This window comes from Ralstonia sp. 25mfcol4.1 (genome assembly GCF_900104095.1).
GTDB lineage: Bacteria > Pseudomonadota > Gammaproteobacteria > Burkholderiales > Burkholderiaceae > Cupriavidus.
In genome coordinates this window covers 1-26295 of record NZ_FNJO01000017.1, presented here as the reverse complement: position 1 = coordinate 26295, position 26295 = coordinate 1, and the positions used below count along the sequence as shown (strand labels likewise).

Here is a 26295-nt window from a genome sequence, read left to right as displayed (position 1 = left end):
GCGTTCGAAGCTTTCGTTCAAACGCCGCACCCGGCGGCATGTCGCGAGGGCTATTGCCGGATCGAGAAGTCCACGCGGTTCGGCGCGCCCTTGTCCTTGATGCCCTCGGCGGTCAGCTTCGGCGCCGTCAGGAACAGCTTCGAATCGGGCACCTTGCCGTCGCGTTCCAGCGACTGCTTGACCGCCAGCGCACGCTGGTCCGCCAGCGCACGCAGTTCGGCATCGGTGACGGGCGCGTTTTCCAGCAGCAGTCTTTCCATCTCCTCCGGCGGCAGCGACTTGTTCAGGCCGATGAAATTCTTCGGCTTCTTGAACGACTCACGCTTGTACACCGCTTCGACGTACTTTGGATACTCCTGCTTCGACACGGTCACCTTGGCACCCTGGTCACCGCCCTCGCCTTCCTCGGCCTGCGCGCCAGCCTGTGCCGAACGGCGCAGGTCGCGCTGCTTGGCTTCGGCCACGCGCTGGTCCAGCCAGACGCGACGCGCGCCATCGGCATCGGTGGCCGGGTCGATACGCCCGCTGATTTCCAGCCGCAGCGACGGGCGGTCGTTCAGCGCCTTGCCCACCGTTTCGATTTTCTTGCGCCCCTCATCGGTCAGCGTCGACGATCCCGGCGCGAACTCGATATAGCCAAGCTCCTCGCCGCTACCGCCGAACGCCGACGCGATCAGCGAGAACGGTGACGTGATCGCCTTGGTCAGCAGGTTCACGATCACGCGCATGATCACGCCGCCAATGCTGAACTCGGGATCCGACAACGAGCCCGACACCGGCAGGTTGATGTCGATCACGCCGTTCCGGTCCTTGAGCAACGACACGGCCAGCAGCACCGGCAGCTTGACGGCATCGGGGCTGTCCACCTTGTCGCCGAACGTGAGCTGGTCCAGGTACAGATGGTTCTTCGCGTCCAGCTTGCCGTTTTCGATCTTGTACGCCACATCGACCGTCAGCTTGCCCTTGGTGATGGGGTAGCCGGCGTACTTGGCCGCGTACGGCGTCAGGCGTGTCAGTTCCACGCCAGCCGCCTTGGCTGCAATGTCCAGATAGAGCTGCTCGCCCAGCGGATTGACCTTGCCGCTGATGCTGACCGGCGCGTCGTCGTCGAGCCGGCCGTCGAGCACCAGGTCGGCCGGCGTGGGATCTGCCGACGACACCTTCGACACCGAACCCTTCATGTCGGTCAGGTTGGCCGAGTAGTTCGGCTTGACGAAGAAGTCCGAGAAGTTGATGTTGCCCTTGTTGATCGTCACGCCGCCCAGGCGAATCTGGGGTTTCGGGCCGGCCGCTTCCGTGGCTGGTGCGGCCTGCTGTGCGGGCCTGGCCTCCGGCGCCGACGCCGGGCTGGCCTGCGTCAGACTCGTCGATGGCGCGGCCTGGCCCTTTTCGGCACCGCCGGCCATCACGTCCTGCAGGTTCAGCCGGCCGTTGGCATTGAGGATCACACGCGCATAGAAATCGTTCAGCGCCACGTTGCTGACGCCTACCTGCATCGGCCCCTTGGCATCGTCCATGCTGAAGTCGATGCCATTGACCGCCAGTGCACGCCAGCGCAGGAAGTCATCCCCGGAGATGCGATCGACGGTACGCACATTGCCGGCAAAGGCGTTGCCACTGAAGCGCACGGCGATCGGCTTGCCGGCCGGCGCGTCGTACGCCACCTTGCCCTTGAGCGTCATCGTGCCGCTGCGCAGCGCGGCATTGAAGCGATCGGCCAGATAAGGCTGCAGCGGCGCCATGTCGAGATCGCGCAGATCCAGCTGCAGTTGCGCCGCGGGCCCGGTCGGCACGACCTGCCCGTCGACGTTCATCACGCCCTTGCGGCCGCTTTCGGCGTGCAGCTTCATCGGCAATGCGCCGGGCGACAGCGGCCACGTGATGGTGCCGGTGCTCAGCCCGATATTGCGGAACTGGTGGATCACCGGACGGCCGCGATTGGCTTCCGCAGGCGCGTAATCGGCCAGCCGTGCCTCGCCACCATCCGCGGCCACCTTGCCCACACGCACCTTCCAGCCCGGCGCCGCCGCACCGCCGTTGGCCTGCGGCGCAGGCTTCGCAGCGGCCTTCTGGTCCGCTGCCTTCTGTTCGGCAGATTCGGTTGCCCAGATCTGCGCCGATTCCAGCAACTGGCCGCGACGATCGCGCGTGGCCGCGATGCGCGGCTTCACCAGCGCCACCTGCCCGGCTTCGAAAGTCTGCCTGGCCAGATCGAGCTGGATATCGTCCAGGATCAGCTTGTCGGCACGGATCAGCGGCAGGTTGGCGCCTTCGGTGTCGGCCACGCGCGCCGTGCGGAAGGCACGTGGCGCTCGGGCACCGCGCCGGGCCGGTGCCGCCTTGGCATCGTCATCGCTTTCCTTGGCGGCGGCCGATGCGCCCGACGCGGCTGGCACCTTGACCGGATCCCGCGTGGCCACATGGACCGGCGAAAGCTCCACGCGCGATTTCTGCAGCGTGAACTGGAACACAGGCTGCGTCCACGCCATCGTGTAATGCAACTCGGCGTTGACGGCGGTCTCGCCCAGCTGGCTGTGCAGCGCGCGCGGCCACCACGCCGAGAAGCCTTGCGGCCGCAGTCCCGCCGTTTCCAGCGTGCCCGTCAGCGTGCCCTGCTTCAGGCCGAGTTCGCCGGTGTGCCTGATGGTCTGCCCGTTGGCGACCGTGATATTGGCGTCGAGCTTCGCGGGCTTGTCGCCGGTACTGGCGAGGTTGCCGATCTCGACGCTGACCGGGCCGATATCGAGCTTGCCGGGGCCGGACGGCGCGAGTTCGTCGACAAACCCGAGCTTCGCTTCCTTGACCGTGATGCGATCGACGGCATACGACCACGGCACCTCTTCGGCCTTGGGCGGTGCCTGCACGCCGGCGGCTGCCGGCGCGGATGCCGGCGCGGCCGCTGCCGCCGATGCAGGCGCGGCGGGCTTTGCCGGCGCCTGCGCAGCAGCCTTCGGCGCGGGCGCGGCTGCCGGCAGGAACGCGGTCGCCAGGTTCAGCGTACCGTCCTGGCGGCGCAGCGCCTGCAGGTCGAATCCCTCCAGTTCGATGCTCTTCACATGGGCCGTGTGCGCCAGCGGCTGCACGCGGTCCAGATCGACGGCCAGACGGCCGGCCTTGACGATCGGCGCCCCGGCGAGCGTCCGCACATCGGCATCGCGCAGCGCGATCGTGCCGGACACATACAGATCCTGCGTGTCCTTTTCCTGCCGGAAGCCGACTTTCAGCCGCGTATCGACGAGACCGCCCTTGACTTCCGCATCCTTCAGTTTTGGCGCGAATGCCATGTACTTCGCCACCTCAAGACCGTCCAGATTGACGTTGAGGTCGGTCTGGTGACTATCGGAAAACGGTTGCGACGTTCCGTCCAGTGCCAGCGGCGTGCCATTGATCTTGGCAAACAATGACGGCCGCGTATTGATGGTCACATCGTGCGGCAGGTTCGACAGGAACGGCAGGGTCAGCGTGAAGTTCTCCACGCGCTGCACGGTATCGAGCAGCTTGTCGTCATAGACGAAGCTGCTGTTGGACACTGCAATATTGCTGACCGAGAACCGCGCCGGCTTGCTGTCGGCCGGCTTGGGCGGCTGGGCGGCAAAGCGTTCCTGGATGTCGGCAAAGCTCATGCGGCCGTCGGCATTGCGCACCACATGCACGCTGAGCCGGTCCACATGCAGGAAATCGACCACCGGCGCCAGATGCCAGATCGACGCGGCCGAGGTATTGGCCTCGACCTCGCCCAGCGTCAGCATGGGCGTCTTGCCATCGGGTTCGAAAATGGTCAGGTCGTTCAGCGTCGCGGCCAGTTCGAACGGCCGCACTTGCGCGCCACCCAGCGTGACCTTGCGGCCAAGCGCCTCGGTCGCGTTCTTTTCTACCAGGTATTTGATCAGCGGCGGCCCGCCAAAATAGCCGGCCAGCCCGAAAACAGCCAGCACGGCCACCACGCCGCCCGCCACGCGCGCGGCCACGCGCCGGCGCGGCGTTGCCATGGCCGCCCCAGTTGCGGCCTGGATGGAATCCTTGAAAGCCATGTCACCCCAGAAAATATGACCCCGCGCATTTCGCGCTTTGTGCCCCGGATTTCACTTCTTTTGCATTATGGAGACGGATTATGGCAGCGCATCGGCCGATTTAGTATTCAATCTGATCAAAATCGGAAATGAAACACATCGATCTGGTATCTTTACGCCTTTGCGAAGCGTCCCGTCGTGCCCGCCTGCTTACCCGCCGGCCCCGGTTCGCCAAGTTCGTGTCGTCATCCCTCGGCCGTCTCCCTCCACGTCATCCGTGTTGCGCGCTTCGCATGTGAATGTATCCATGCGAGTCTTTTCATGTCCACCTCCAGCAGTACTGCCGGGGCACTGGGCGCGCAAGGCGGCCAAGCCGCCCGCCCGCTGACCGGCCAGGATTACAAGACGCTTGCCCTTGCAGCATTGGGCGGTGCGCTTGAGTTCTACGATTTCATTATTTTTGTCTTTTTCGCCAAGGTCATTGGCCAGCTGTTCTTCCCGGCTTCGGTGCCGGACTGGCTGCGCCTGCTGCAGACCTTCGGCATTTTCGCGGCCGGCTACCTGGCGCGCCCGCTGGGCGGCATCATCATGGCGCACTTCGGCGACCTTCTTGGCCGCAAGAAGATGTTCACGCTGTCGATCCTGCTGATGTCGGTGCCGACGCTGCTGATGGGCCTGCTGCCCACCTATGCGACCATCGGCCTGCTGGCCCCGATGCTGCTGTTGGTGCTGCGCATCCTGCAAGGTGCCGCCGTGGGCGGCGAAGTGCCGGGTGCCTGGGTATTCGTGTCCGAACACGTGCCCAAGCGCCACATCGGCTATGCCTGCGGCACGCTGACGGCGGGCCTGACGGCCGGCATCCTGCTCGGCTCGCTGGTGGCCACCGGCATCAACGCGATCTTCGACCCGCAGGAACTGCTGGCCCATGGCTGGCGCGTGCCGTTCGTGCTGGGCGGCATCTTCGGCGTGGGTTCGATGTACCTGCGCCGCTGGCTGCACGAGACGCCGGTGTTCGCCGAACTGCAGCAGCGCAAGGCGCTGGCCGCCGAAATGCCGCTGAAGGCCGTGGTGCGCGACCATCGCGGCGCCGTGCTGATCTCGGTCCTGCTGACGTGGATGCTGTCGGCCGGCATCGTGGTGGTGATCCTGCTGACCCCTACCTACCTGCAAACGCTGTTCGGCTTCGACGCCCGCACGGCGCTGGTCGCCAACAGCGCGGCCACGCTGTTCCTGTCGATTGGCTGCGTAGTAGCCGGCGTGCTGGCCGACCGCATCGGCGCTCGCCTGACGCTGTCGATCGGCGGCGCGCTGCTGGCGGCGACGGCCTACCTGCTGTACACGACCATTGGTACGCGCCCTGAACTGCTGCTGCCGCTGTACGCGCTGGCCGGCTTCTTCGTTGGCACGATCGGCGCCGTGCCGTATGTGCTGGTGCATGCCTTCCCGGCGCAGGTGCGTTTCTCGGGCCTGTCCTTCTCGTACAACGTCTCGTACGCGATCTTCGGTGGGCTGACGCCGGTCATCGTCTCGCTGATGCTGAAGACCGACAAGCTGGCCCCGGCGCACTACGTGGTCGGTGTCTGCGTCATGGGCATCATCACCGCACTGTTCGTACGCAAACGCGAAGCCTGATTTACGGCTTGGTGCGTGTTCCGGCAAGTCCGGACAAAAAAAGGGGAAGGCCAGACGAAGCCTTCCCCTTTTTCCCGTCCGGCGGCAGCCGCATCATGCCGCGCGGCGATGCTGCCGGAAGAACTGCCACATCATCCAGCTTGCGTCTGGCCCGACGTCGCTGTGGTACTGCACGCTGGCATCGCCGCCGCTCCACGCGTGGTCCAGCCCGGCCACCTCCACCAGCCGCACGACGTCGCGGTTCCAGCGGCCAAAGCGCGCTTCCCGATAGTCACCCACTTCCAGCGGCGGCGCGTCGTTGGCGCAGTCCAGACGCTCGCCGGCGCGTTCGCTCAGCCCGTTGTAAGTCAGGAACTGGCGGGCCAGCAGACGGCCATTGACCGGATTCACGGCGTCATCGGTCATGCCATGCACCACGATGGCGGGCATCTCCGGGCCGCCCGCCGTCACGCCGGCGGCATCGAGCAGGAAGGCCGGTTCCAGTTCGGTGCCATGGCGCATCGCCTTCAGGCCCGCGCCCGGATTGCCGGCCGCGCCGATCACGACGCCCGAGTGCAAACCCACCGCCGCGACTTTTTCCGGGTAACGCAACGCCACCACGGCAGCCATGGCGGCCCCGGCGGACAACCCCGCCAGGTAGACCTCGCCCGTACGCACGTCGGGCCGGCTGGACAGTTCGTCGATCAGCATGGCCACGGCCTGCGCCTCGCGACCGCCCTCGCCGTCGCCAAGGTCGAACCATTGCCAGCAGCGGTGTACGGAACGGCGCAACGGCTGCTGCGGATAAGCCACCATGAATCCCTCGCGCTCGGCCAGCGCGTTCATGCGCGTGCCGGCGGCCAGGTCTTCAGGCGTCTGCTGGCAGCCGTGCAGCATCACCACCAGCGGCAACGCGCCCTTTGCGCCAGACGGAATATATAGACGATAGGACAGCTGCGGCACCAGTTCGCCCGGCAGCGGCTCCAGGCCCAGCTTGTGGGATTGCCACGAACCGGGCAGTTCGGCTGGCGCGGGCTCACCCGCCGCGGGGTATCGCAGCCGCCGTGGGCCAGGCTGCGCCGGATCAAGGCGCCCCAACCAGGAACGTATTTGCTTCGCGGCCTGGTAGTGCGAGCGACCGAATTGTCGCCACTGCGCACCCCAAGCCGGAGACAGGCTTTTGGCCATATGAAGACTCCTGCTCATCTAGGAACGAGTCTCCTCCTCTATTTGTGCGACGCAGCATAACACAGCTGCTGTGACCAATTGCCGTCATTGTCTGCAAGATGCAACATGAATTTTGGAAACAAAGATTTCCTTGCCGGACCGCCTTGCCCCGAACGGGGGAGCGCTTTCGAAAAAACTTACGTCATGGCGACGAAAGAATGCAGAACGACGGTAAATCCGTACTATTTACGGGCATTTATACTGAAACGCATAAATATCCTATGGACCGATCGGCGCGACGATGTCCTTCGAACGTCCCGGCGCAAGCGCCCCATCCTGCACGATTTGCCCGTTCCGCCAGGCATGTCGCCATGCTGGCGGCGATAGCGCGTTGCGTGCAGCCGTGCCGCTGGCGCCCGGTCGGGTGCGGTTGCGCGCCGGCGATGTGCTCTATGCGCAGGGTCGGCCCACGCTGGCGGTCTTTCCTGTGCGCACGGGGGGACTCAAGCAGGTCTATGAATCCCGCCTGGGATGGCGGCAGGTAAGCGGCTTTTTTCAGTGCGGCGACGTGTGCGGCCTGGAGCCGAACGAGTCCGCGGCCCATGGAGCCAGCGCCGTTGCGCTCCAGGACACCGAGTGCTGCACCATTCCCATCGAGGCGTTGCACGGCAGCCTTGCCGATCCGGCATTGCGCGTCGCCATTCTGGCCAGCCTGCGGCAACAGGCCGGCCGTCAAGCCGAACTGATGGTCGCCATTGGGTCGATGAAGGCGTCGCAACGGCTGGCCATGCTGCTGCTCGATCTGTCAGCCGAACAGGCGCGTCGCGGCATTGGCGACGGCGGATTGACGCTGGCGATGACGCGTAACGACATCGCCAGCTATCTTGGGCTGACCCTTGAAACGGTGTCCCGGCTGCTATCGCGCTTCCGGTCGGTGGGGCTGATCACGGTACGGCACCGCATGCTGCGGATCGTCGATCCCGACGGCCTGGCAGACGTCTACGCGGACCCCGACCGCGTGGCGCTGCGGGGCCCGGGCGACTGAAGAAACCCGCCCTGTTCCGCCAGGTTGGGCGCCCGACCGCGTGGCCGGGCCCTGGCAATTACTGCTTGGCCACCTGGCTCCACCCTTGCGGCGCAAAATTCCGGATGGCAGCAGCTCGCGACGCCGTGTCCTTGCCCAGGTCGCGCTCGTAGAAACGGCGTTCGCTGTCCAGCATGAACGAATGCACGCCCGAATCGCCATAGCGCGCCGGCCAAGCAATGAACGCGAATTTTGCCTCGCTACCCTTCGGCGGCGCGATTATGCGGTAGCGATAGCCGAAGAAGGCCTCATCGGGCGGCGTCTCCGGTCCCATGGCCAGGGCATCCGGCCCCAGTGGACTATCGTTTTCCTTCGACGCCGACGGCCAGTACAGGCCATTGGTCTTGCCCGGCGTGCTGACCAGTTGCCCGGCGTAGGCGCCCTTGCCAACCTGCTCGGCATAGCGTTCCTGGGCATCGGCCAGCTGCAGCAGCGTGTCCATGGCCACGATCTCGTTGCGGCCGATCCGGCGAACCCTGACTTCGCGCTCGCCTGCGGTCAGGTCGAACTGCCATCCCGCCTTGCGCTTCACGATCGGCACCGGAAACGTCCAGCCGCTGCTGCCCACTTCCACGCTGGCGGTATTCTCGCCGTCCTTGCGGACGGCATGGTGATTGGCCCACGCTCCAAGAAAATCGTAGATATCCTGCTGGTCCAGATGCGGCGGCACGATCCGGAGATACTGCGCGCCCAGCACGCGCTTGAGCGCATCGGTGTCGCTGCGTGCCACGCCATCGCCCAGCGCGTCCATGGCCGCCTCGGGCGACGGAAATACCTGCTGCGCCGTCGCCACGGACGGTGCGGACATCGACGCGCCGATCAGCAAGGCCATGGCTAGCGCGCGCAACGACTTCCAACGGCCTGCGTTTCCGCCAGTTCCCTGGTTGTGCCTCATCGTTATCTCCGACCGTGACCGAAATGACCGCCGCCAGCACCGCCGCCGCCGAAATGGCCGCCACCCTGGAATCCGCCGTGCGCCGGCATCGACCGCTGCGGCATCTGGCCACCGGCGTGCTGCAGTCCTCTGCCGCCACGCTCGGTCTGCTGGCGCATGCGGTCGCCATTGCCGGCATCGTGGAAGGCGTTGGCATGATTGCTGTCGCGCGCCCGGTTGCGCGCGTCCATCTGGTCGGCATGCTGGCGGTCTGCGCCGGCCGGACGTGGATTCTGCCCGCCGCCCGGGCGATTGACGCCGGGCGAGCCGTGTCCGGCAATCGACTGGCCGGTCCGTCCCTGGAACGACTGTGCGGCGCGGTCGCGCGCGGCGTCGCGCTGGCTTTGCGCGCCACCGGCCTGCCCTGGCCGCTGCGGGTTCTGGACGCCGCCGCCGCCCTGCCCCAGCCGCTGGCCACCGGCTTGTCCCGGCTGCGGACGATTGGCCAGTGCCTGCTGCCGCTGCGCATCGAAACGGTTGGCGACGTTTGGATTGTTGTACGGCACGTTGCCGCGGTTGGCAGGGTTGTGCTGCCAGTTCACATTGGCGCGGTTCACGTCGAGCCGCTGGTTCACGTTGATGTTGTTGTAGCGGTTGACGTTGATGTTGACGTCATGCGCGCCCCAGTTGAATCCACCCCACATCGAATTCACGGCCGCCACGCCCAGCCCGAAGCCGATGCCGGCCACCAGCGACGTCGCGAACACCGAACCCGGCGGCGGCGGATAGTAGGCGGGCGGATAGGCCGGATAGGGCCACGTGCCGTAGACCACCGTGGGGTTGTAGGCGGGCACATAGACTACCTGCGGATTGGCGGGCTCGATCTGTACGATCGTCGTACCGCCGCTTTGCTGCGTCACCACCTTCTGCTGCTCGGTGGTCTTCAGCGTGCCAGCCTTCTGGGCCTGCGCGCGCAGCCGCTGCACCGAATCCATGACGTCGTCAGGCTGCGCCAGGAACGCATCGCCGACCGACTTTACCCATTGCGGCTGGCGTCCCATCATGTCCATGACCGATGGGAAGGCCACCAGCGACTGCACGCTCGGGTCCCACGGTTCGCTGGCCACCGCCTTGGTGGCGGCGTCGCCCGACAGGCTCGCATTCGATGCCGACCACTGCGCGGCAGCCGCCACGTCGGCGGGGTAGGTCGAGGCCATCAGCACCTGCGACAGCAGCGCATCGGGATAGAGCGCCACGGGCGCCAGCAACTGGTCGAGATGTGGCTTGTCCAGCTTGGCCTGGGCCAACGCACCGCCGGCCGTGGCCAGCAGGGTCAGCCCGAACAGCCAGGCCAGGATTCGTCGCACGCGCAACATGATCACTCCCTCAATGACGAAAAAGGACCGCTACACCTGCCTGCCAACGCTGGCCCAGGCCGTTGCCCAAACTGAACTGACTGATTGGCTTACTTGCGCGCCTGCGCGCACTCCTGCCGGTAGGCTTCTTCCAGGCGCTTGCGTTCCGGCGCGCGTTCGAGCGTGGAATAGCTGCGCCCGTCGGCGGTGGTGACGTTCGACTGCCCCTGCGACCACTGCGGCCCGGCAGGCAATGCATTGATCTTGTCGAGCAGCTGGCGGCAATGCTCCCGCTGCGATGTGCCTGACGAGGCGCCCGGGTCATCCACCGTTGACGTGGCGGGATCGAGCATGCGCGGCGGCAGCGGGGCAATCATCGGCGTGGACGGATCCGTTGACGGCGCCGCCTGTCCGTATGCAACGAACGGGACCACGCTTACTGCTGCAGCAATGGCTGCCAAAACCTTTCTCACCAGAAAAACTCCAGAATTCATTGGCAACGCGGAGTTCGCGTTGCGACGGCTTCCGGCAGGCGAGGTGTCCGGGCACGATGTCATCCATCCGTCTTGCCGTTGCTCCGCCTGCCGGTTCGGTTGCGCAGCAGCTCCAGTTGCAGCAGCGCATCCGCAAGCATACTCTTCAGGCGCACATTTTCTTCCTCGAGCTGACGCATGCGCCGCGTGTCGGCGACGTCGGCATGCCGTGTCGGACCATACCTGGCACGCCAGCCGTAGAACGAGGCATCGCTGAAACCATAGCGCGCGCACAGCTCCCGCACGGGCACGCCATTCGCGGCCTCGGCGAGGTACATGCGGATCTGCTCCTCCGAATAGCGTCTGTTCACCGATGCCTCCGCTCGTGGCCTCCCCCCGCGCGGCGGGCGCAACGGCCTGCCGTTCATGCCGGTAAGGTAGCCCACCCCTTGTGCAAAAGGAATTCAGTGTCTTCGCCGCACGAGTTAAGCAAATTGAATGAACGCATCGGCATGGTCAATGCCGCTGGCAGCGGCAATCCCATGCGGACTCGACCCCCATATGGGGCACGCATTGCCAGCGCAATCAAATTAGGTTTTTCCAAGTTGGAATATTCCGATTCCGAATTCATGCCCGAGCATCAGGCCGAAACACTTTTCTCATGCACGTCCAATCGCCTCCGGTTCAGTGCCGCGTCGGCGCATCGCCCTGCGTCGTACGTGCCGTGCGGGTTTTCGCCTTGTATGGATGTGCGAACAAAGGGCCTTTGCGAGCCAGATGACAAACGTGACATCGCACGCCGTTCTAGTAGTTTCCAAAATGTTGTATTAAGATTTCCTCGCATCAACTAAATTTCAAACGCCTGCAAGGCACGCCTCCCGGCGTTCGCAGACAGGCGTCCGGCAGCCCCTTCACCGCCATGGTGATGATGGCGATTGCCGGGTCCGGGCCTGAGGAAGAGGAGCCACTGCCGTACCGCACATGCCTTCGATGCACTGTCGGAGAAGCGCGGCATTCGTGGATGTGCCCGCGTGCAAAGGCGCGGGTTGCATTGCCCGGGCGTACATGTTTTTTCGTTCCCGCCCCTTGTAGTTTCATGCTGTATTGGTCGCAGGCGTTGCGTGGTGTCAGGACCGGCAACGGCAGGTCTCGCAGTCACGACGTTGCAACGCTTCACCACAACAAAAAAACAGAAGTCTCGGATCGGGAGAAGTCAGTATGCGGCACGTCAGTACCAAGCTATTGCATGTGTTTGTCCTGCTCATGGAGTACCGCGACCTCGGCGCGGTAGCGGCTTGTACACAGGGACGCATTCCAACCGTAGCCTACAGCCTGGCGCGACTGCGAGAAATCACCGGCGATGCGCTGTTCGTCAAGCGCAATGGCACACTGGAGCCTACACCCCACGCGCTGCGGCTCGAACAGACGGCGCGGCAGATCCTTGCGCGCTGGAACCAGCTGGTCCAGCCGCAGGACCACGCGGCCCATGCCACCGGCAGCCGCCGACGCATTTCGATCGGGTTTTCGTCGTCGATCGGCGATCCGGTCATCACGGAAATCCTCACCACGCTGTGCGAACGCTTTCCACACGACAGCTTCGTCACGCGGCCGGTCATTGCCGATGCGTCGCTGGGCGACAGTCTCGACGCCGGTCACCTCGATTGCGCCTTCGTGGTGGACGGGGCCAACGTGCCCGACAGCGTGCTGCCGCATAGCATCCTGGCCACGCCGCGACGCCTGGTGAGCGCCGCGCGCGGGGGCACGAACGACGAGGCGGAGACCGACTGGATCCTGCTGCAGGAGGACTGCGAAAGCGGCAGCCCGTTGCATGCGTTTCTGGCGCGGCGCGCCAATACGCCAGGCCATCGCGAGACCGTGGTGCCGTCATGGCATACGCAGATCACGCTGCTGCATTCCGCCGGCGGCATCTGCCCGGTCCTGGATTTCAACGTGCCGCTGGTCACGCGCGACCGCAAGACCCGGCTGCTGGCACCGCCTGCGGCGTTTCCCGCCTGGGCGGCGCTGCACTTCTGGACGCCGCAGCGGGCACAGGACCCCGCCGCGCTGCGCGACATCATGGACGTCGGCGCCTCGATCCTGCGCGACCCGCTCAAGGCCATCGACGGACGCCGGCACGCACAGCACCGCGCCCCCGCGCTGGCGGCGATCGCCTGAGCCGGACGGACCGGCCAGCACCGGTCCCACACGCCCCCTACCCGCCGAGACGGCCCCGCGATGGCGACATCGCGGGGCCGTCTGCATTTCGCCTGCGCAATCGCAGGAGTCTTTCGTGCATTTTGCGAATCCTCTTACTCCCATCCGCGTCTGCGGGCATTAACCTCGCCGGGCATCGCAGCGTTGCGGATTGTCTCCCATGCAGTCCGCCTCGCGCGTGCACGCAGTCGATGCGTGTTGGCGCCGCACGCCACTCCCGCGTGCGGCGCATTTTTTGACGCCAGCGCGAAACCGAACGCTGAAGAGCCATGTGTACAGGACAGGAGTCGATGGATGACGTTGAGGATTTTGCTGGCCGACGACCACCCCGTCATTACGGCGGCGATCCGGGCCAGGTTGCAGACGCAGACCGGCTGGGAGGTCTGCGGGGAAGTGATCAGTGCCACCGAGCTGCTGCAGCAGGCCGACACCCTGCGGCCCGATGTCGTGGTCACCGACTATCACATGCCAGGGCCGGCCGAGCTCGATGGCGTACGACTGATCACGGCCTTGCGCCGCCGCTATCCGGCCATGTCAGTGGTGGTGCTGACGATGATCACAAACCCGCTGGTGCTGCGCACGATACTCGATGTCCGCGTGCAGGGCCTGCTGCTCAAGGACAGCCAGCTGTCCGAAATCGTGACGGCCATTGTGCGTGCCCAGCGCGGCTTCACCTATATCGGCAAGTCGGCGTTGCGGGCGCTGGCGCCGACCGAAGTGCGCCCCATGATGCCGATCGGGCGCGAAGGCATGCAGCGGCTGTCGGCGCGCGAAACGGAAGTGCTGCGCCTGTACCTGACCGGCCGCTCGGTGACCGAGATTGCCGCCACGCTGTGCCGCAGCGTCAAGACCATCAGCCGGCAGAAGAACTGCGCCATGCACAAGCTCGGGGTCACGAACGACCGCGAACTGTTCGAATGCGCGGCCTTGCAAGGCATGGTGCTGCCACAAGGCGGATGACCATGGATGCCGCTCGCTATAATCCGCCACACCAGCCGCCTCCCCGGAAGCCATCACCGTGCGGGGGCTGGCCCGCCGCATCCTCTACGTTCATGTTGCCGACATCGCCACCGCCTTCACTGCCGCCCGCCGCGCCCCCTGCCCGCACGGTGCCCGCCCTGATGATCGCCGCACCGGCGTCGGGTCAGGGCAAGACCACCGTCACCGCGGCGCTGGCACGCCTGCACGCGCGCCAGGGCCGCCGCGTGCGGGTCTTCAAGACGGGGCCCGATTTCCTGGACCCGACGCTGCTGGCTGCCGCAAGCGGCGCACCAGTGCAGTCGATCGATCTCTGGATGACGGGCGAAGCCGATGCCAGGGCGCGCCTGGCCGACGCAGCGGCCGAGGCGGACCTGATCCTGGTGGAAGGCGTGATGGGCCTGCACGACGGCACGCCGAGCAGCGCCGATGTGGCGCGCCTGTTCGGCCTGCCGGTGCTGGCGGTGATCCAGGCTGGCGCGATGGCCCAGACGTTCGGTGCGCTGGCCTACGGGCTGGCGCACTACGGCGAGCCGTTCCGGGCGATGCATGTGCTGGCCAATGGCGTTGGCACGGCCCGCCATGCCGAGATGCTGCGCGAAAGCTTGCCGCCGGGCATTGCCTGGGCCGGCGCGCTGGCCCGCGATGCATCGGCCAGCCTGCCTGAGCGGCATCTTGGACTGTTCAGCGCCGACGAACTGCCGGACCTGACCACGCGGCTCGATACGCTGGCCGACGCGCTGGCCGCACTGCCGCTGTCGCACCTGCCGGAGCCCATTGCGTTTGCGCCGGCCAGCCCTGCAGCGCCGCCGCCGCGGCTGCTGGCGGGCAAGCGCATCGCCATTGCCCGTGACGACGCCTTCCGGTTCATTTATCCGGCCAACCTCGATACGCTGACCGCACTGGGCGCGCATATCGCGTGGTTTTCGCCGCTGCGCGACCGCGCCTTGCCGCCTTGCGACGCCGTGTGGCTGCCGGGCGGATACCCTGAGCTTCACGGCGCCACGCTGGCAGCCAACACGACGATGCGCGATGCGCTGCGCGACGCGCACGCGCGCGGCGTGCCGATACTGGCGGAATGCGGCGGAATGATGGCGCTGTTCGAGCGCCTCGTCGACAAGGACGGCGTCAGCCATGCCATGGCGGGGCTGCTGCCGGGAACGGTGACGATGCAGCGCAGGCTGGCCGCGATTGGCCACCAGATGGTCACGCTACCCGGTACCGGCGAAGCGCTGCGCGGCCATACGTTCCACTATTCGAGCGCAGCAACGCCGCTGACGCCTGCGGTCCGGGCCGTGTCGCCGCGCGATGGCGGCCCAGGCGAAGCGGTGTATCAGGCCGGCAGCCTCACCGCGTCGTACGTCCACTTCTATTTTCCGTCGAATCCCGCCGCGATCGCGGCGGTGCTGGGCGCGTGCTGACCGAAGTGCGATAGGCGGCGCCAGGCCCGTCAGGCGGCGTCGCGTTCGGTGCGTGCCACGGCGTCGGCAATGCCCGCTTCCAGCTGGGCCAGCCCCTTCGACAGGTTGTGCATCGTGGTTTCCGACACGCCCGTCAGTACGTCCTGCAGGAATGCCGAACGGCGGGGCATGGCCTGGTCAACGATGTCGCGGCCCAGCTGGGTGAGCGTCACGTTGGTCATGCGGTTGTCGCGCTCGCTCGTGGAACGCTCGATCCAGCCCAGTTCCTGCAGGGCCTTGAGTTGGCGAGTGAGGGCGCCGGGGTCCATGCCAACGCGGTCAGCCAGTGGCTTTTGCGCAATCGGGCCTTCGTGCCCGTACAGGGCAAACAGAATGCGCCAGCGCGGCAACGGATGCCCGATGCGCTGTTCGAACGCGGCGGCGTATGCGCGGTAAGTGCGTCCGAACTGTTGCAGCACGGCCAGGCTTTGTCGCTCCAGTTCCAAAATCGAGTCTCCAGTTGGCAGATATCAGTCCGCGGCCATCGCGGGTTCATGCACCCGCGCCAGCGTGATCGGCGGTACGCGGCGCACCCGCCATATGCCGATCAGCGCCGCGACGGCCGCCAGCAACAGGCCAAGATGGATGGCGCTTACCAGCGACACCCGCGCCTGCTCCAGCAGCAGGGCTCCATTGTGCCCTGCCTTTTGCAGATGGGTCAGCAATTCCGCCTGGGCGGCCTTGTCGATCAGGATCTGCGGGTCGGTCAGCCTGGACGCCCAGTCCGATGCATTGACCGCTGCCAGCGACGCTGTCACCCCTGTGGTGTAGCTGCGCGTCACCAGCGTACCCACCAGCGCCGTGCCTACCATGCCGCCCACCATCCGCAGGGACTGCAACATGGCGGTGGCAATGCCCAGGTGCGCGCGCCCGGCCGTCTGTTGTGCGAACACGGTCAGGTTGGGCAGGACGAACCCCAGCCCCAGCCCGGCGCAGAGCATGATGGCCAGCAGCACATTGTGATGCATGCTGCGCGTCGCCTGCGACAGGCCTAGCAGCGCCAGCGCCAGCATGGCAAACCCTGCATACAGCATGCTGTTGGGCTGCGGAATGCGCGTAATGATACGGCCATTGACGATGCTGCCGACGGTAATGCAGACGACCAGCGGCGTGACCAGCAGGCCGGCTTCCTTCGGCGAATAGCCAAACCCGCCCTGGAACAGCAGCGGCGCGTACAGCAGCAGCGCGAACATCGCAAAACCGCCAAGGACGCCCAGCAGGAACAGCGGCGCCAGCGCCGGATTGCGGAACATGTCGAGCGGCAGGATCGGCGCCTGGCACCGCCGCGACCATTGCCACAGCGCGACGAACGATGCGCACGACAGCACCATCAGACCGATGGTCACGATGTCGAAGCCGCGCTCGGGCAACCATTCCACCGACAACTGCAGGCTGCCCAGCCCGGCCGCGATCAGCAGCGCCCCCAGCCAGTCGATGCGGATCGGCCCCTCGTGCCGCGACTGGCGAAGATGGGGCAGGTAGCGCCAGGCAATCACCAGCCCCATCAGGCCCACCGGCACGTTGATATAGAACACCGCGCGCCAGCCATACCATTCGGTCAGCAGCCCGCCCAGCGACGGGCCGAGCGCGTTGGCCAGCCCGAATGCCGTGCTCAGAATCACCTGCCAGCGCAGGCGCACGTGCGAATCGGGGAACAGGTCGGGAACGCAGGCGAACGCCGTGCCGACCAGCATGCCGCCGCCGATCCCCTGCAGCGCACGCGCCGCCACCAGATACGGCATGCTCGTAGCCATGCCGCACAACACCGAAGCAATCAGGAAAACGACGATCGACGCCAGCACAAATGGCTTGCGCCCGTAGTAATCCCCAAGCCGTCCGAAGACCGGCACCGTGACCACCGAAGTCAGCAGATACGCCGTGGCCACCCACGCGTAGTATTCGAACCCCTGCAACTCCGCCACCACGGTCGGCAGCGCCGTGGCCACCACGGTCTGGTCCAGCGCGACCAGCATCACGACAAAGGCAATGCCAAGCATCGCCAGCAGCGACTCGCGAAATGGCAACACCTGCCCTTTGCTGTCCGACTGCGCCTCGCCCTGCACGTGACCCGAATCCGATGCCATTCTATTGCCCGATCAATAATTGTGCGATCAATGATCTTCAGATTATAGGGCCCGGAATTTGTTCCGCAGAAGATTTTTGGCGTTCCTACGATGGGCTTTCTGAATCGGTGCGATGATGGGTAGCAGCAGGTTCATCGACCGGCCGCGGGTGCATCACAGGAGACTTCAGCCGCTTCCAGCACGAGCGGGAACCCCAGCGGCGCACGCAGGCCTGAACCGGAAGCCCGCAACACATCGTCCAGCCCCCGGGAGATTGCATGAAGGCAGTCACATTGATTGGCGCGCCCACCGATGTCGGCGCAAGCATTCGCGGCGCATCGATGGGCCCGGACGCGCTGCGCGTGGCCGACATTGCCGGCGCGCTGGCCCGCAACGGGCTGCAGGTCCGCGACCTGGGCAACCTGAGCGGTCCAGGCAACCCGTGGCAGGCGCCGGTGGACGGCATGCGACATCTGCAGGAGGTGCTGACCTGGAACGAGCAGGTTTTCGAGACCGCCTATGCAACCCTGGCGGCCGGCCACATGCCGCTGCTGCTGGGGGGCGATCATTGCCTGGCCATCGGGTCGGTCAGCGCAGCCGCCCGCCACTGCCGCGAACAGGGCAAGCGCCTGATGGTGCTGTGGCTCGACGCCCACGCCGATGCCAACACCGGCAGCACCAGCCCAACCGGCAACATTCACGGCATGCCCGTGGCTTGTCTTTGCGGCGACGGCCCGGCGCCGCTGACCGCGCTCAGCGGCGTCACGCCGGCAGTGTCGGCGCAGCAGATCCGCCAGATCGGCATCCGCAGCGTCGATGCCGAAGAGAAGATGCGGCTGCGGGAACTGGGCCTGACCGTCTATGACATGCGTTATATCGACGAAAACGGCATGCGCCTGACCATGGAGCACGCCCTGGCGGGCATCGACGGCAATACGCACCTGCACGTCAGCTTCGACGTCGATTTCCTGGACAGCCAGATCGCGCCCGGCGTGGGCACGCCAGTGCGCGGCGGCCCCACCTACCGCGAGGCCCACCTTGCCCTGGAGATGATCGAGGATACCGGCGCGCTCGGCTCGCTCGACGTGCTCGAACTGAATCCCGCGCGCGACGTGCACAACCAGACGGCCGAACTGGTGGTGGAACTGCTCGAAAGCCTGTTCGGAAAATCGACGTTGTAGGCGGCTACGGCGCCATGCCCCACCGCTGGCGGCGCGTGGTGACGGTGCGCATCGCCGCCCTGTGGCGAATCGTAATGGCCGCCCCGAGGCCCATGCGGCACATGGGCGGCGCAGCGTAACCACCCATGGCGAAAAAAAGGAGGCAGCCTCGAAGCTGCCTCCTTCATGCCTGCGGACCGTGCCGCAGAGCGGGTCAGGACGACGACTTGCTGTCGCTCGACGTGCTGCCCGTGGTGGTGCCGGCATCGGGTGCCGCCGCACCGGTCGCCTCGTTCAGGCCGCCACCGAGCGCCTTGTACAGGTTGACCTCGCTGGTCAGCTGGTTCAGGCGGGCCTCGATCAGCGCCTGGCGCGCCGTGAACAGCTGGCGCTGCGCATCGAGCACGGTCAGGTAGCTGTCGACGCCGGTGCGATAGCGTCCCTCCGCAAGCCGGTAGTAGTCCGCGCTGGCTTCCACCAGCCGCGTCTGCGCCGCGACCTGATCCGTGAACGTCCCGCGTGCAGCCAGGCCATCGGACACCTCGCGGAACGCCGACTGCACGGTGCGCTCGTACGTGGCGACGTTGATGTCCTTCTGGATCTTCGCGTAATCCAGGCTCGCGCGCAGGCTGCCGGCCGTGAAGATCGGCAGCGTGATCTGCGGCGAAAACAGCCACGTACCCGAACCCGCATCGAACAGGCCGGACAGCTGGCGGCTGGCCGTGCCGCCCGAGGCGGTCAGCGTGATACGCGGGAAGAACGCCGCGCGGGCCGCGCCGATATCGGCGTTGGCCGATTTGAGGCGGTGCTCGGCCGACAGGATGTCGGGGCGGAACTGCAGCAGATCCGACGGCATGCCGGCAGGCACTTCCGCCACGAGCTTCTGGTCCAGCGTCAGGCCTGCGGGCAGGTCGGCCGGGATGCCGGCGCCCAGCAGCAGCGTCAGCGCGTTGACATCCTGCGCCACCAGGCGCGTATAGCGCGACAGCTGCGCGCGCGCGTTTTCGACCTGCGTCTGCGACTGGCGCAGATCCAGGCGCGATGCAATGCCTTCCTCGAAGCTGCGCCGCGTGAGGTTGTACGTGCGCTCGTACGCGCCGAGCGTGTCGCGCGTGACCTGCAGGTTCGCTTCGTCCGCCAGTTGCGTCAGATAGGCATTGGCCACGCTGGCCACAAGCGCGATCTGCGTGCTGCGGCGCGCTTCCTCGCTGGCGAAATACTGCTCCAGCGCCGCTTCGCTGAGACTGCGCAGCCGCCCGAACAGGTCGAGCTCCCATGCCGTGGTGCCCAGCGACACGCCGTACTGGCTGCTGATCACACGCTGGCCGGTAGAGGAAAGATCCGCCGGCACGCGCTGGCGCGTGCCCTGGCCGGTCGCCCCAACTTCGGGGAACAGGTCGGCACGCTGGATGCGGTACTGCGCGCGATAGGCGTCGACGTTGAGCGCCGCCACACGCAGGTCGCGGTTGTTGTCCAGCGCAACCTGGATCAGCCGGTGCAGGCGCGGATCGGCAAAGTAATCGCGCCAGCCAAGCTCCGCCGCGGCGGCCACCTGCGCATCGCCGGCAGAAGCGGCGTAGGCGTCTCCTTGCGGATATGCCGCGTCAACTGGCGCGGCCGGCCGTTCATACGACGGGATCAGGCTGCAGCCGGCAAGGGCCGCCGCTGCGGCCAGGCAAAGTAGCGTCTTTCTCATGCTTGGGCTCCCGTTTCCTGGGAGGACGGTCCGGACTTGCGGCGCCGCTCCTTGATCGACGTCACCACGACGAAGAACAGCGGCACCCAGAAGATGGCGAGCACGGTGGCGGTAATCATGCCGCCGATCACGCCGGTACCGATGGCGTGCTGGCTGCCCGCGCCGGCGCCTTGCGACACCGCCAGCGGGAACACGCCAAGCATGAACGCCAGCGATGTCATGATGATCGGACGCAGACGCATGCGGCAGGCCTCGACTGCCGCCTCGACCACGCCCTTGCCCTGGTCGTGCAGGTCCTTGGCGAATTCGACGATCAGGATCGCGTTCTTCGCCGACAGGCCCACCGTGGTGAGCAGGCCCACCTGGAAGAACACGTCGTTCGACAGTCCGCGCGCCAGCGTCGCCAGCAGTGCGCCGATCACCCCCAGCGGCACCACCAGCATCACCGAGAACGGAATCGCCCAGCTTTCATACAAGGCCGCCAGACAAAGGAACACCACCAGCAGCGACAGCGCGTAGAGCGCCGGCGCCTGCGCACCCGACAGGCGTTCTTCGTACGACAGGCCGGTCCACGAGTACGAAATGCCCTGCGGCATTTGCTTCATGATGTCCTCGACGGCGGCCATGGCCTCGCCCGAACTCTTGCCGGCAGCCGGCTCGCCCAGGATTTCCACGGCAGGTACGCCGTTGTAGCGTTGCAGCTTCGGCGAGCCATACCCCCACTTGCCGGTAGCGAACGCCGAGAACGGCACCATGTCGCCCTTGTCGTTGCGCACGAACCACTTGTTCAGATCCTCGGGGTTCATCCGCGCGTTGGGACGACCCTGCAGGTACACGCGCTTGACGCGGCCACGGTCGATGAAGTCGTTCACGTAGCTGGAACCCCACGCGATCGACACCGTGCTGTTGATGTCGCTCAGCGAGATGCCCAGCGCGCGGGCGCGTTCGTCATCGATCTCCAGCACGTACTGCGGCTCGTCGTTCAGGCCGTTCGGACGCACGCGCTGCAGCGCCGGGTTCTTGGCCGCCAGCGCCAGGAACTTGTTGCGTGCTTCCATCAGCGCCTCGTGGCCCAGGCCGGCCTGGTCCTGCATGTAGAAGTCGAAGCCTGTGGCATTGCCAAGCTCCTGCACCGCGGGCGGCGCAAAGGCAAAGGCGAGCGAATCGCGGAACGTGCTGAACTTGGCTTGCGCGCGCTTGGTCAGGTCGAACACGCTCGTCGCATCGCCTTCCCGATCCTTGAACGGCTTGAGCAGGATGAACGCGAGACCCGAACTCTGGCCACGGCCGGCAAAGTTGAAGCCGTTGACCGTGAACAGCGATTCCACGATCTTGCCTTCGTCATTGAGCAGGTAGTTGCGCATCTGGTCCAGCACGGCCTGCGTCCGCTCGGCCGACGAACCCGGCGGCGTCTGCACCTGGGCATACAGCACGCCCTGGTCTTCTTCCGGCAGGAACGACGTCGGGATCCGCGTGAACAGGAAGCCCATGACCAGCAGGATCAGCACGTAGACCAGCAGGAACGGCGCGCGGCGCTTGAGGATGCCCACCACGCCACGCTCGTACTTCTGCGTGGACCGGATGAAGCCCCGGTTGAACCAGCCGAAGAAACCAGCCTTGTGCTCGCCGTGGTCGCCCTTTTCGATGGGCTTGAGCATCGTCGCGCACAGCGCCGGCGTCAGGATCAGCGCCACCAGCACCGAGAGCACCATCGCCGAGACGATCGTGATCGAGAACTGGCGATAGATCACACCGGTGGAACCACCAAAGAACGCCATCGGCAGGAACACGGCGGACAGCACCAGCGCGATACCCACAAGGGCGCCCTGGATCTGGCCCATCGATTTCCGGGCGGCCTCCTTCGGCCCCAACCCCTCCTCGGACATCACCCGCTCGACGTTTTCCACCACCACGATGGCGTCGTCCACCAGCAGGCCGATGGCCAGCACCATCCCGAACATGGTCAGGGTGTTGATCGAATAGCCAAACGCGGCCAGCACGCCGAACGTGCCCAGCAACACCACCGGCACGGCGATCGTCGGGATCAGCGTGGCACGGAAGTTCTGCAGGAACAGATACATCACCAGGAACACCAGCACGATGGCTTCGAGCAGCGTCTTGACCACTTCCTGGATCGAATCGGCGATCACCGGGGTGGTGTCATACGGGAACACGGCCTTGATGCCCGGCGGGAACGACGGCTCCAGCTGGTTCAGCGTGTTGTGGATGTTCTTGACCGTTTCGAGCGCGTTGGCGCCCGATGCCAGACGAATGGCGATACCCGACGCGGGCTTGCCATTGTACTGGGCGTTGATCGAGTAATCCTGGCCACCCAGCCCAACTTCGGCCACATCGCGCAGGCGCACCTGCGAGCCATCGGGGTTGACCTTCAGCAGGATGTCGCCGAACTGCTCGGCGGTCTGCAGACGGGTCTTGCCGATCACCGTGGCGTTGAGCTGCTGCCCACGCACCGCCGGCAGGCCACCCAGCTGGCCCGAAGCCACCTGGACGTTTTGCGCCTTGATGGCATTGCTGACGTCCAGCGGCGCCAGCTGGAAGCTGTTGAGCTTGGCCGGGTCGAGCCAGATCCGCATGGCGTACTGCGAACCGAACACCTGGAAGTCACCGACGCCCGAGGTACGGGAGATCGGATCCTGCAGGTTCGAGACGATGTAGTTCGACAGGTCTTCCCGCGTGGTCGCCGGATCGGTCGAGATCAGGCCGACGATGATCAGGAAGTTACGCACCGACTTGGTCACGCGGATGCCCTGTTGCTGCACTTCCTGCGGCAACAGTGGCTGCGCCAGGGCCAGCTTGTTCTGGACCTGCACCTGCGCGATATCGGGGTTGGTGCCCTGCTCGAACGTCGCCGTGATGGTCATGCTGCCGTCGGAGTTCGACTCCGACGAGATGTAGCGCAACCGGTCCAGGCCGTTCAACTGCTGCTCGATCACCTGCACCACCGTGTCCTGCACGGTCTGGGCCGATGCACCCGGATAGTTCACCGAGATGGCGATGGTGGGCGGCGCGATGGCGGGGTACTGCGTGACCGGCAGCGAGCGTATCGACAGCACGCCCGCCAGCATGATCACGAGCGCGATCACCCACGCGAAGATCGGCCGCTCGATAAAGAAATTAGACATGGCAAATCCTTATGCGTCGGTCCCGGTCAGGACTTGGCGGCCGGCGCCGAAGCGGCGGCCGGTGCGGAGGCAGGTACCGCGCCCGCCTGCGCCGCAGTGGCTTCGGTAGCCTTCACCTTGGCGCCGGGGCGCACGAACTGCAGGCCTTCGACGATGACGCGGTCGCCGGCCTTGAGGCCGTCGGTCACCAGCCAGCTGGTCCCGATGGTGCGGTCGGTCTTGAGCACGCGCAGTTCCACTTCGTTGTTGGCGTTGACCACCAGCGACGTGGGCTGGCCCTTCAGGTCACGCGTCACGCCACGTTGCGGCGCCAGGATGGCCGATTGCCGCACGCCCTCGGCCAGGCGCGCGTGCACGAACATGCCGGGCAGCAGTTCATTGCGCGGATTCGGGAACACCGCGCGCAGCGTCACCGATCCGGTGCTCTGGTCCACGGCCACTTCGGAAAATTCCAGCCGGCCGGGCTGGGCGTAGGTGCTGCCATCCTCGAGCTGCAGCGTCACCTTGGCGGCATTGGCGCCGGCGCCCTGCAGCTTGCCATCGGACAGTTCCTTGCGCAGACGCAGGATCGCCGCCGACGGCTGGGTCACATCCACATAGATGGGGTCGAGCTGCTGGATCGTGGCCAGCGCGTTGGCCTGGCCATTGGTGACCAGCGCGCCTTCCGTCACAAGCGAACGGCTGATGCGACCCGAAATCGGTGCCAGCACACGGGTGTACCGCAGGTTGATGTGGGCCTGGTCCACGGCAGCTTTCGACTGCAGGTACGACGCCTGCGCTTCGGCATATTGCTGCTTGCTGACCGCTTCGTCGCCGACCAGACGGCCGTAGCGTTCGGCGAGCAGCTTCGACGACGCTAGCGTGGCCTCGGCGCTCTTCGCGGTGGCTTCGTAGGTGGACGGGTCGATCTGGTAAAGCTGCTGGCCCTGCTTGACGTCCGTGCCTTCGACAAACAGACGCTTCTGGATGATGCCGTTGACCTGCGGGCGTACTTCGGCGATCCGGTAAGGCAGGGTGCGACCGGGAAGGGACGTATCCAGCGTGACGGTTTCGTCCTTCAGCGTGACAACTTTCACTTCAGGCGTCTGGGCCGCGGGGGCTTCGTTCTTCTTGCCGCAGGCGGTCAGAGCCGTCACGGCAAGAGCCAGCATGCCTGGAATCAAAGCACGCCTGGCGCGCATTGCTTGCATAGCGATTTCCTCGAGGATGAAACGGAATTGGTCTTCTTGTTCCCGGCCTGGGCCAGGTGGGCGCCACGGCGCGCGTGGACGCAATTGGCGTGCCTGTCACCAGGCACGTATCGGATAACGGCTCAACGGATTGTCGCCATGGGCCCCTGCTTTCGCCGGCTTGGCCGGCCTGGAGGAAAAACTGAACACCGGCCACGCCGCGCGCGCGTCCGGCACAGGGCCGCCCGTCAGGACGATCCTGCTCCCCGTACTCTCAAATGTCCTGCCCGATCTTCGATTATCGGGACTACTGTTGCATGCGTAAGGCCGTGCGCCAATCTGTGCGGGCATCGTCTTGCCGACCGACAACAATAATCGTTTTCACCGATATCTGCAGACGCTCACGTTCCTTGTGGCGCCTTTCACACAATCACGCCGGAAGTCCCGGCTTCGACGACTCCCTCCTCCAAGGTGAGCCGTCCGTACCGCAATGCAGCATTTGAGCCGCCTGCCTGGTAAACAGTTCAATAAGCATGCTGCCTAATTTCAGGCGTCGGCCGATATGCTACCAGTTCGGAGATAAATCAGGATGACAGAAAATTGGCTGTAATGAAGTGAAATAGTCGATCGGACCGGGGAAATTCGAAAGGAGTGCCGCCACATCGAAGGGATGCGGGCCGGCTTGCCGGGCTCGCGAGACAGTGTTTTGCGTGAGCGGGACAGTGACGTTAACCAGCCGCGGTGAAATCGCCCCAATGAAAATCCCCGCCATTGGGCGGGGATTTTGTATCGCGGTGGCGCCGAAGTGGGTTATGCACCGTCGAGGAAACGATTGCGAGGGCCCAGTCGGCTGCCGAGCATTGGGCCGCTCCAGCGCATGTCACCGCGATAGGCGGACGCGCCCACGCTGTCGGGCGCCATCGCAGCAGTCGGCGCTGGCTGGTACGACGGAGCAGGTGACTGATAAGTCTGCTGTTGGGGCGCCAGGTTTTGCCTTGTCGAACTGTCCGCACCCTGCGAGTAGGGATCGAACTTGTCGCCGGCACGAGCACCACTGGTGTTGGGATCGTAAGTCCCGCTAGCGGTCGCACCACCTTGGGTATACGGATCGCGCGGGCCCGGCGTCATCTGCGCAAAAGCCGATATCGAAAGCAGCGCAAGCGCGCCAGCGGCGATAACACTTCGGGGTCGAATCATTGGCATGGTCAGCTCCGGAAAGCGGTGGAACAACGGACGTGCTGTCCCTGTAGCCACGTGGGAGCGAAAGCCGTGCCGGCTATATTTGTGGATTAAAAAGCACAATATCAGGCAAATATCGGCGATCGAGCCGGTATCTGGATGAGCTTTTACAAGACTCAGGTAAGGGCTGCATCGCCTCAGACCGCCGCGTGCCTGAAAATGCGTGACGTACAAGGCCCTGCGGTGCCCTTTCCGGGGCGTCTGCATCGCTCCTACGTTTCGGACGCCCCAAAAGCAAAACCCCCAAGCTTTAGGGGCTTGGGGGTTCTGGGTATAAGAGCCTGGCGATGACCTACTTTCACACGGGTAGTCCGCACTATCATCGGCGCAAAGTCGTTTCACGGTCCTGTTCGGGATGGGAAGGGGTGGTTCCAACTTGCTATGGTCACCAGGCATGACGGGTTGCCGCGCTGACATGCATCAGCGCAGCGAATCGGGGTGTAGTAAAGAGGTTGTGTTGTATGCCATGTGGCACACGCGGACTCACGTCCCACCAGGTCAAACACACTGGTTATAGGATCAAGCCTTACGGGCAATTAGTACTGGTTAGCTTAACGCATTACTGCGCTTCCACACCCAGCCTATCAACGTCCTGGTCT

18 protein-coding genes and 2 rRNA genes are annotated in these 26295 nt (G+C 65.4%); 6 read left to right on the top strand and 14 right to left on the bottom strand.

Annotated features, from left to right (window positions below; all coding sequences use genetic code 11):
- Positions 1-50 precede the first annotated feature (50 nt).
- Positions 51-4031, bottom strand: a complete 3981-nt coding sequence (locus BLQ58_RS24155; RefSeq protein WP_092602612.1) for a DUF748 domain-containing protein — start codon at positions 4029-4031, stop codon at positions 51-53.
- 300 nt (positions 4032-4331) lie between these two features.
- Here BLQ58_RS24155 and BLQ58_RS24150 point away from each other — a divergent pair, with 300 nt between their 5' ends.
- Positions 4332-5642 carry an MFS transporter gene (locus BLQ58_RS24150; RefSeq protein WP_092602610.1) on the top strand — a complete coding sequence of 437 codons (1311 nt, stop codon included), beginning with the start codon at positions 4332-4334 and terminating at the stop codon, positions 5640-5642.
- A gap of 93 nt (positions 5643-5735) precedes the next feature.
- On the opposite strand, the gene BLQ58_RS24145 is transcribed toward BLQ58_RS24150, so the two are convergent.
- Positions 5736-6719, bottom strand: coding sequence for an extracellular catalytic domain type 1 short-chain-length polyhydroxyalkanoate depolymerase (locus BLQ58_RS24145; protein WP_254776112.1), 984 nt, complete (start codon positions 6717-6719; stop codon positions 5736-5738).
- Between the two features lie 370 nt (positions 6720-7089).
- Here BLQ58_RS24145 and BLQ58_RS24140 point away from each other — a divergent pair, with 370 nt between their 5' ends.
- The gene (locus BLQ58_RS24140) at positions 7090-7833 is read left to right on the top strand and encodes a Crp/Fnr family transcriptional regulator (protein ID WP_092602606.1); all 744 of its coding nucleotides are present in this window, start codon (positions 7090-7092) and stop codon (positions 7831-7833) included.
- Positions 7834-7891: 58 nt separating this feature from the next.
- Here the strand turns inward: BLQ58_RS24140 and BLQ58_RS24135 are convergent, their stop codons facing one another.
- From BLQ58_RS24135 to BLQ58_RS24120, 4 genes are all read right to left on the bottom strand, one after another.
- Positions 7892-8704, bottom strand: a complete 813-nt coding sequence (locus BLQ58_RS24135) for a DUF2950 family protein (protein ID WP_254776110.1) — start codon at positions 8702-8704, stop codon at positions 7892-7894.
- Between the two features lie 65 nt (positions 8705-8769).
- On the bottom strand, positions 8770-10122 hold the full coding sequence (locus BLQ58_RS24130; RefSeq protein ID WP_092602602.1) for a DUF3300 domain-containing protein: 1353 nt from the start codon (positions 10120-10122) through the stop codon (positions 8770-8772).
- An 89-nt stretch (positions 10123-10211) separates the two neighbouring features.
- Positions 10212-10478, bottom strand: coding sequence for a hypothetical protein (locus tag BLQ58_RS24125; RefSeq protein ID WP_092602600.1), 267 nt, complete (start codon positions 10476-10478; stop codon positions 10212-10214).
- Positions 10479-10654: 176 nt separating this feature from the next.
- Positions 10655-10945: a transposase gene (locus tag BLQ58_RS24120; RefSeq protein ID WP_217636069.1), complete on the bottom strand. Its 291-nt coding sequence runs from the start codon at positions 10943-10945 to the stop codon at positions 10655-10657.
- Positions 10946-11792: 847 nt separating this feature from the next.
- On the opposite strand from BLQ58_RS24120, the gene BLQ58_RS24115 reads away from it, so the two are divergent.
- The 3 genes from BLQ58_RS24115 (at position 11793) to BLQ58_RS24105 (ending at position 15187) form a co-directional block, all read left to right on the top strand.
- Positions 11793-12749 carry a LysR family transcriptional regulator gene (locus BLQ58_RS24115; RefSeq protein ID WP_092602596.1) on the top strand — a complete coding sequence of 319 codons (957 nt, stop codon included), beginning with the start codon at positions 11793-11795 and terminating at the stop codon, positions 12747-12749.
- Positions 12750-13082: 333 nt separating this feature from the next.
- A complete protein-coding gene (locus BLQ58_RS24110) occupies positions 13083-13748 on the top strand; it encodes a response regulator (RefSeq protein ID WP_092602594.1) in 666 nt (221 codons plus the stop codon).
- A 161-nt stretch (positions 13749-13909) separates the two neighbouring features.
- On the top strand, positions 13910-15187 hold the full coding sequence (locus BLQ58_RS24105; protein WP_092602592.1) for a cobyrinic acid a,c-diamide synthase CobB: 1278 nt from the start codon (positions 13910-13912) through the stop codon (positions 15185-15187).
- A 29-nt stretch (positions 15188-15216) separates the two neighbouring features.
- Here BLQ58_RS24105 and BLQ58_RS24100 read toward each other — a convergent pair whose 3' ends face one another.
- Together BLQ58_RS24100 and BLQ58_RS24095 are read right to left on the bottom strand one after the other, a co-directional pair.
- Positions 15217-15672: a MarR family winged helix-turn-helix transcriptional regulator gene (locus BLQ58_RS24100; protein ID WP_092602590.1), complete on the bottom strand. Its 456-nt coding sequence runs from the start codon at positions 15670-15672 to the stop codon at positions 15217-15219.
- Between the two features lie 24 nt (positions 15673-15696).
- Positions 15697-17223 carry an MFS transporter gene (locus tag BLQ58_RS24095; protein WP_092602765.1) on the bottom strand — a complete coding sequence of 509 codons (1527 nt, stop codon included), beginning with the start codon at positions 17221-17223 and terminating at the stop codon, positions 15697-15699.
- 344 nt (positions 17224-17567) lie between these two features.
- Between BLQ58_RS24095 and rocF the strand changes: the two genes are divergently transcribed.
- Positions 17568-18470 carry an arginase gene (gene rocF / locus BLQ58_RS24090; RefSeq protein ID WP_092602588.1) on the top strand — a complete coding sequence of 301 codons (903 nt, stop codon included), beginning with the start codon at positions 17568-17570 and terminating at the stop codon, positions 18468-18470.
- 193 nt (positions 18471-18663) lie between these two features.
- On the opposite strand, the gene adeC is transcribed toward rocF, so the two are convergent.
- From adeC to BLQ58_RS24060, 6 genes are all read right to left on the bottom strand, one after another.
- Positions 18664-20145: an AdeC/AdeK/OprM family multidrug efflux complex outer membrane factor gene (gene adeC / locus BLQ58_RS24085; RefSeq protein WP_092602586.1), complete on the bottom strand. Its 1482-nt coding sequence runs from the start codon at positions 20143-20145 to the stop codon at positions 18664-18666.
- Positions 20142-23288, bottom strand: a complete 3147-nt coding sequence (locus BLQ58_RS24080; RefSeq protein WP_092602584.1) for an efflux RND transporter permease subunit — start codon at positions 23286-23288, stop codon at positions 20142-20144. The genes adeC and BLQ58_RS24080 overlap by 4 nt, the downstream gene beginning before the upstream one ends.
- A gap of 26 nt (positions 23289-23314) precedes the next feature.
- Positions 23315-24478 carry an efflux RND transporter periplasmic adaptor subunit gene (locus BLQ58_RS24075; RefSeq protein ID WP_092602582.1) on the bottom strand — a complete coding sequence of 388 codons (1164 nt, stop codon included), beginning with the start codon at positions 24476-24478 and terminating at the stop codon, positions 23315-23317.
- Positions 24479-25267: 789 nt separating this feature from the next.
- On the bottom strand, positions 25268-25870 hold the full coding sequence (locus tag BLQ58_RS24070) for a hypothetical protein (RefSeq protein WP_254776108.1): 603 nt from the start codon (positions 25868-25870) through the stop codon (positions 25268-25270).
- Positions 25871-25975: 105 nt separating this feature from the next.
- Positions 25976-26089, bottom strand: a 5S ribosomal RNA gene (gene rrf, locus BLQ58_RS24065).
- Positions 26090-26211: 122 nt separating this feature from the next.
- A 23S ribosomal RNA gene (locus BLQ58_RS24060) occupies positions 26212-26295 on the bottom strand; the annotation flags it as partial.

Bases quoted from the DNA above. Each gene is read 5' to 3' on its own strand.
- BLQ58_RS24155 (WP_092602612.1), bottom strand. From the start codon at position 4,031: ATGGCTTTCAAGGATTCCATCCAGGCCGCAACTGGGGCGGCCATGGCA.
- BLQ58_RS24150 (WP_092602610.1), top strand. From the start codon at position 4,332: ATGTCCACCTCCAGCAGTACTGCCGGGGCACTGGGCGCGCAAGGCGGC.
- BLQ58_RS24140 (WP_092602606.1), top strand. From the start codon at position 7,090: ATGTCCTTCGAACGTCCCGGCGCAAGCGCCCCATCCTGCACGATTTGC.
- BLQ58_RS24135 (WP_254776110.1), bottom strand. From the start codon at position 8,704: ATGGCCTTGCTGATCGGCGCGTCGATGTCCGCACCGTCCGTGGCGACG.
- BLQ58_RS24130 (WP_092602602.1), bottom strand. From the start codon at position 10,122: ATGTTGCGCGTGCGACGAATCCTGGCCTGGCTGTTCGGGCTGACCCTG.
- BLQ58_RS24125 (WP_092602600.1), bottom strand. From the start codon at position 10,478: ATGATTGCCCCGCTGCCGCCGCGCATGCTCGATCCCGCCACGTCAACG.
- BLQ58_RS24115 (WP_092602596.1), top strand. From the start codon at position 11,793: ATGCGGCACGTCAGTACCAAGCTATTGCATGTGTTTGTCCTGCTCATG.
- BLQ58_RS24110 (WP_092602594.1), top strand. From the start codon at position 13,083: ATGACGTTGAGGATTTTGCTGGCCGACGACCACCCCGTCATTACGGCG.
- BLQ58_RS24105 (WP_092602592.1), top strand. From the start codon at position 13,910: ATGATCGCCGCACCGGCGTCGGGTCAGGGCAAGACCACCGTCACCGCG.
- BLQ58_RS24095 (WP_092602765.1), bottom strand. From the start codon at position 17,223: ATGCTTGGCATTGCCTTTGTCGTGATGCTGGTCGCGCTGGACCAGACC.
- rocF (WP_092602588.1), top strand. From the start codon at position 17,568: ATGAAGGCAGTCACATTGATTGGCGCGCCCACCGATGTCGGCGCAAGC.
- adeC (WP_092602586.1), bottom strand. From the start codon at position 20,145: ATGAGAAAGACGCTACTTTGCCTGGCCGCAGCGGCGGCCCTTGCCGGC.
- BLQ58_RS24080 (WP_092602584.1), bottom strand. From the start codon at position 23,288: ATGTCTAATTTCTTTATCGAGCGGCCGATCTTCGCGTGGGTGATCGCG.
- BLQ58_RS24075 (WP_092602582.1), bottom strand. From the start codon at position 24,478: ATGCAAGCAATGCGCGCCAGGCGTGCTTTGATTCCAGGCATGCTGGCT.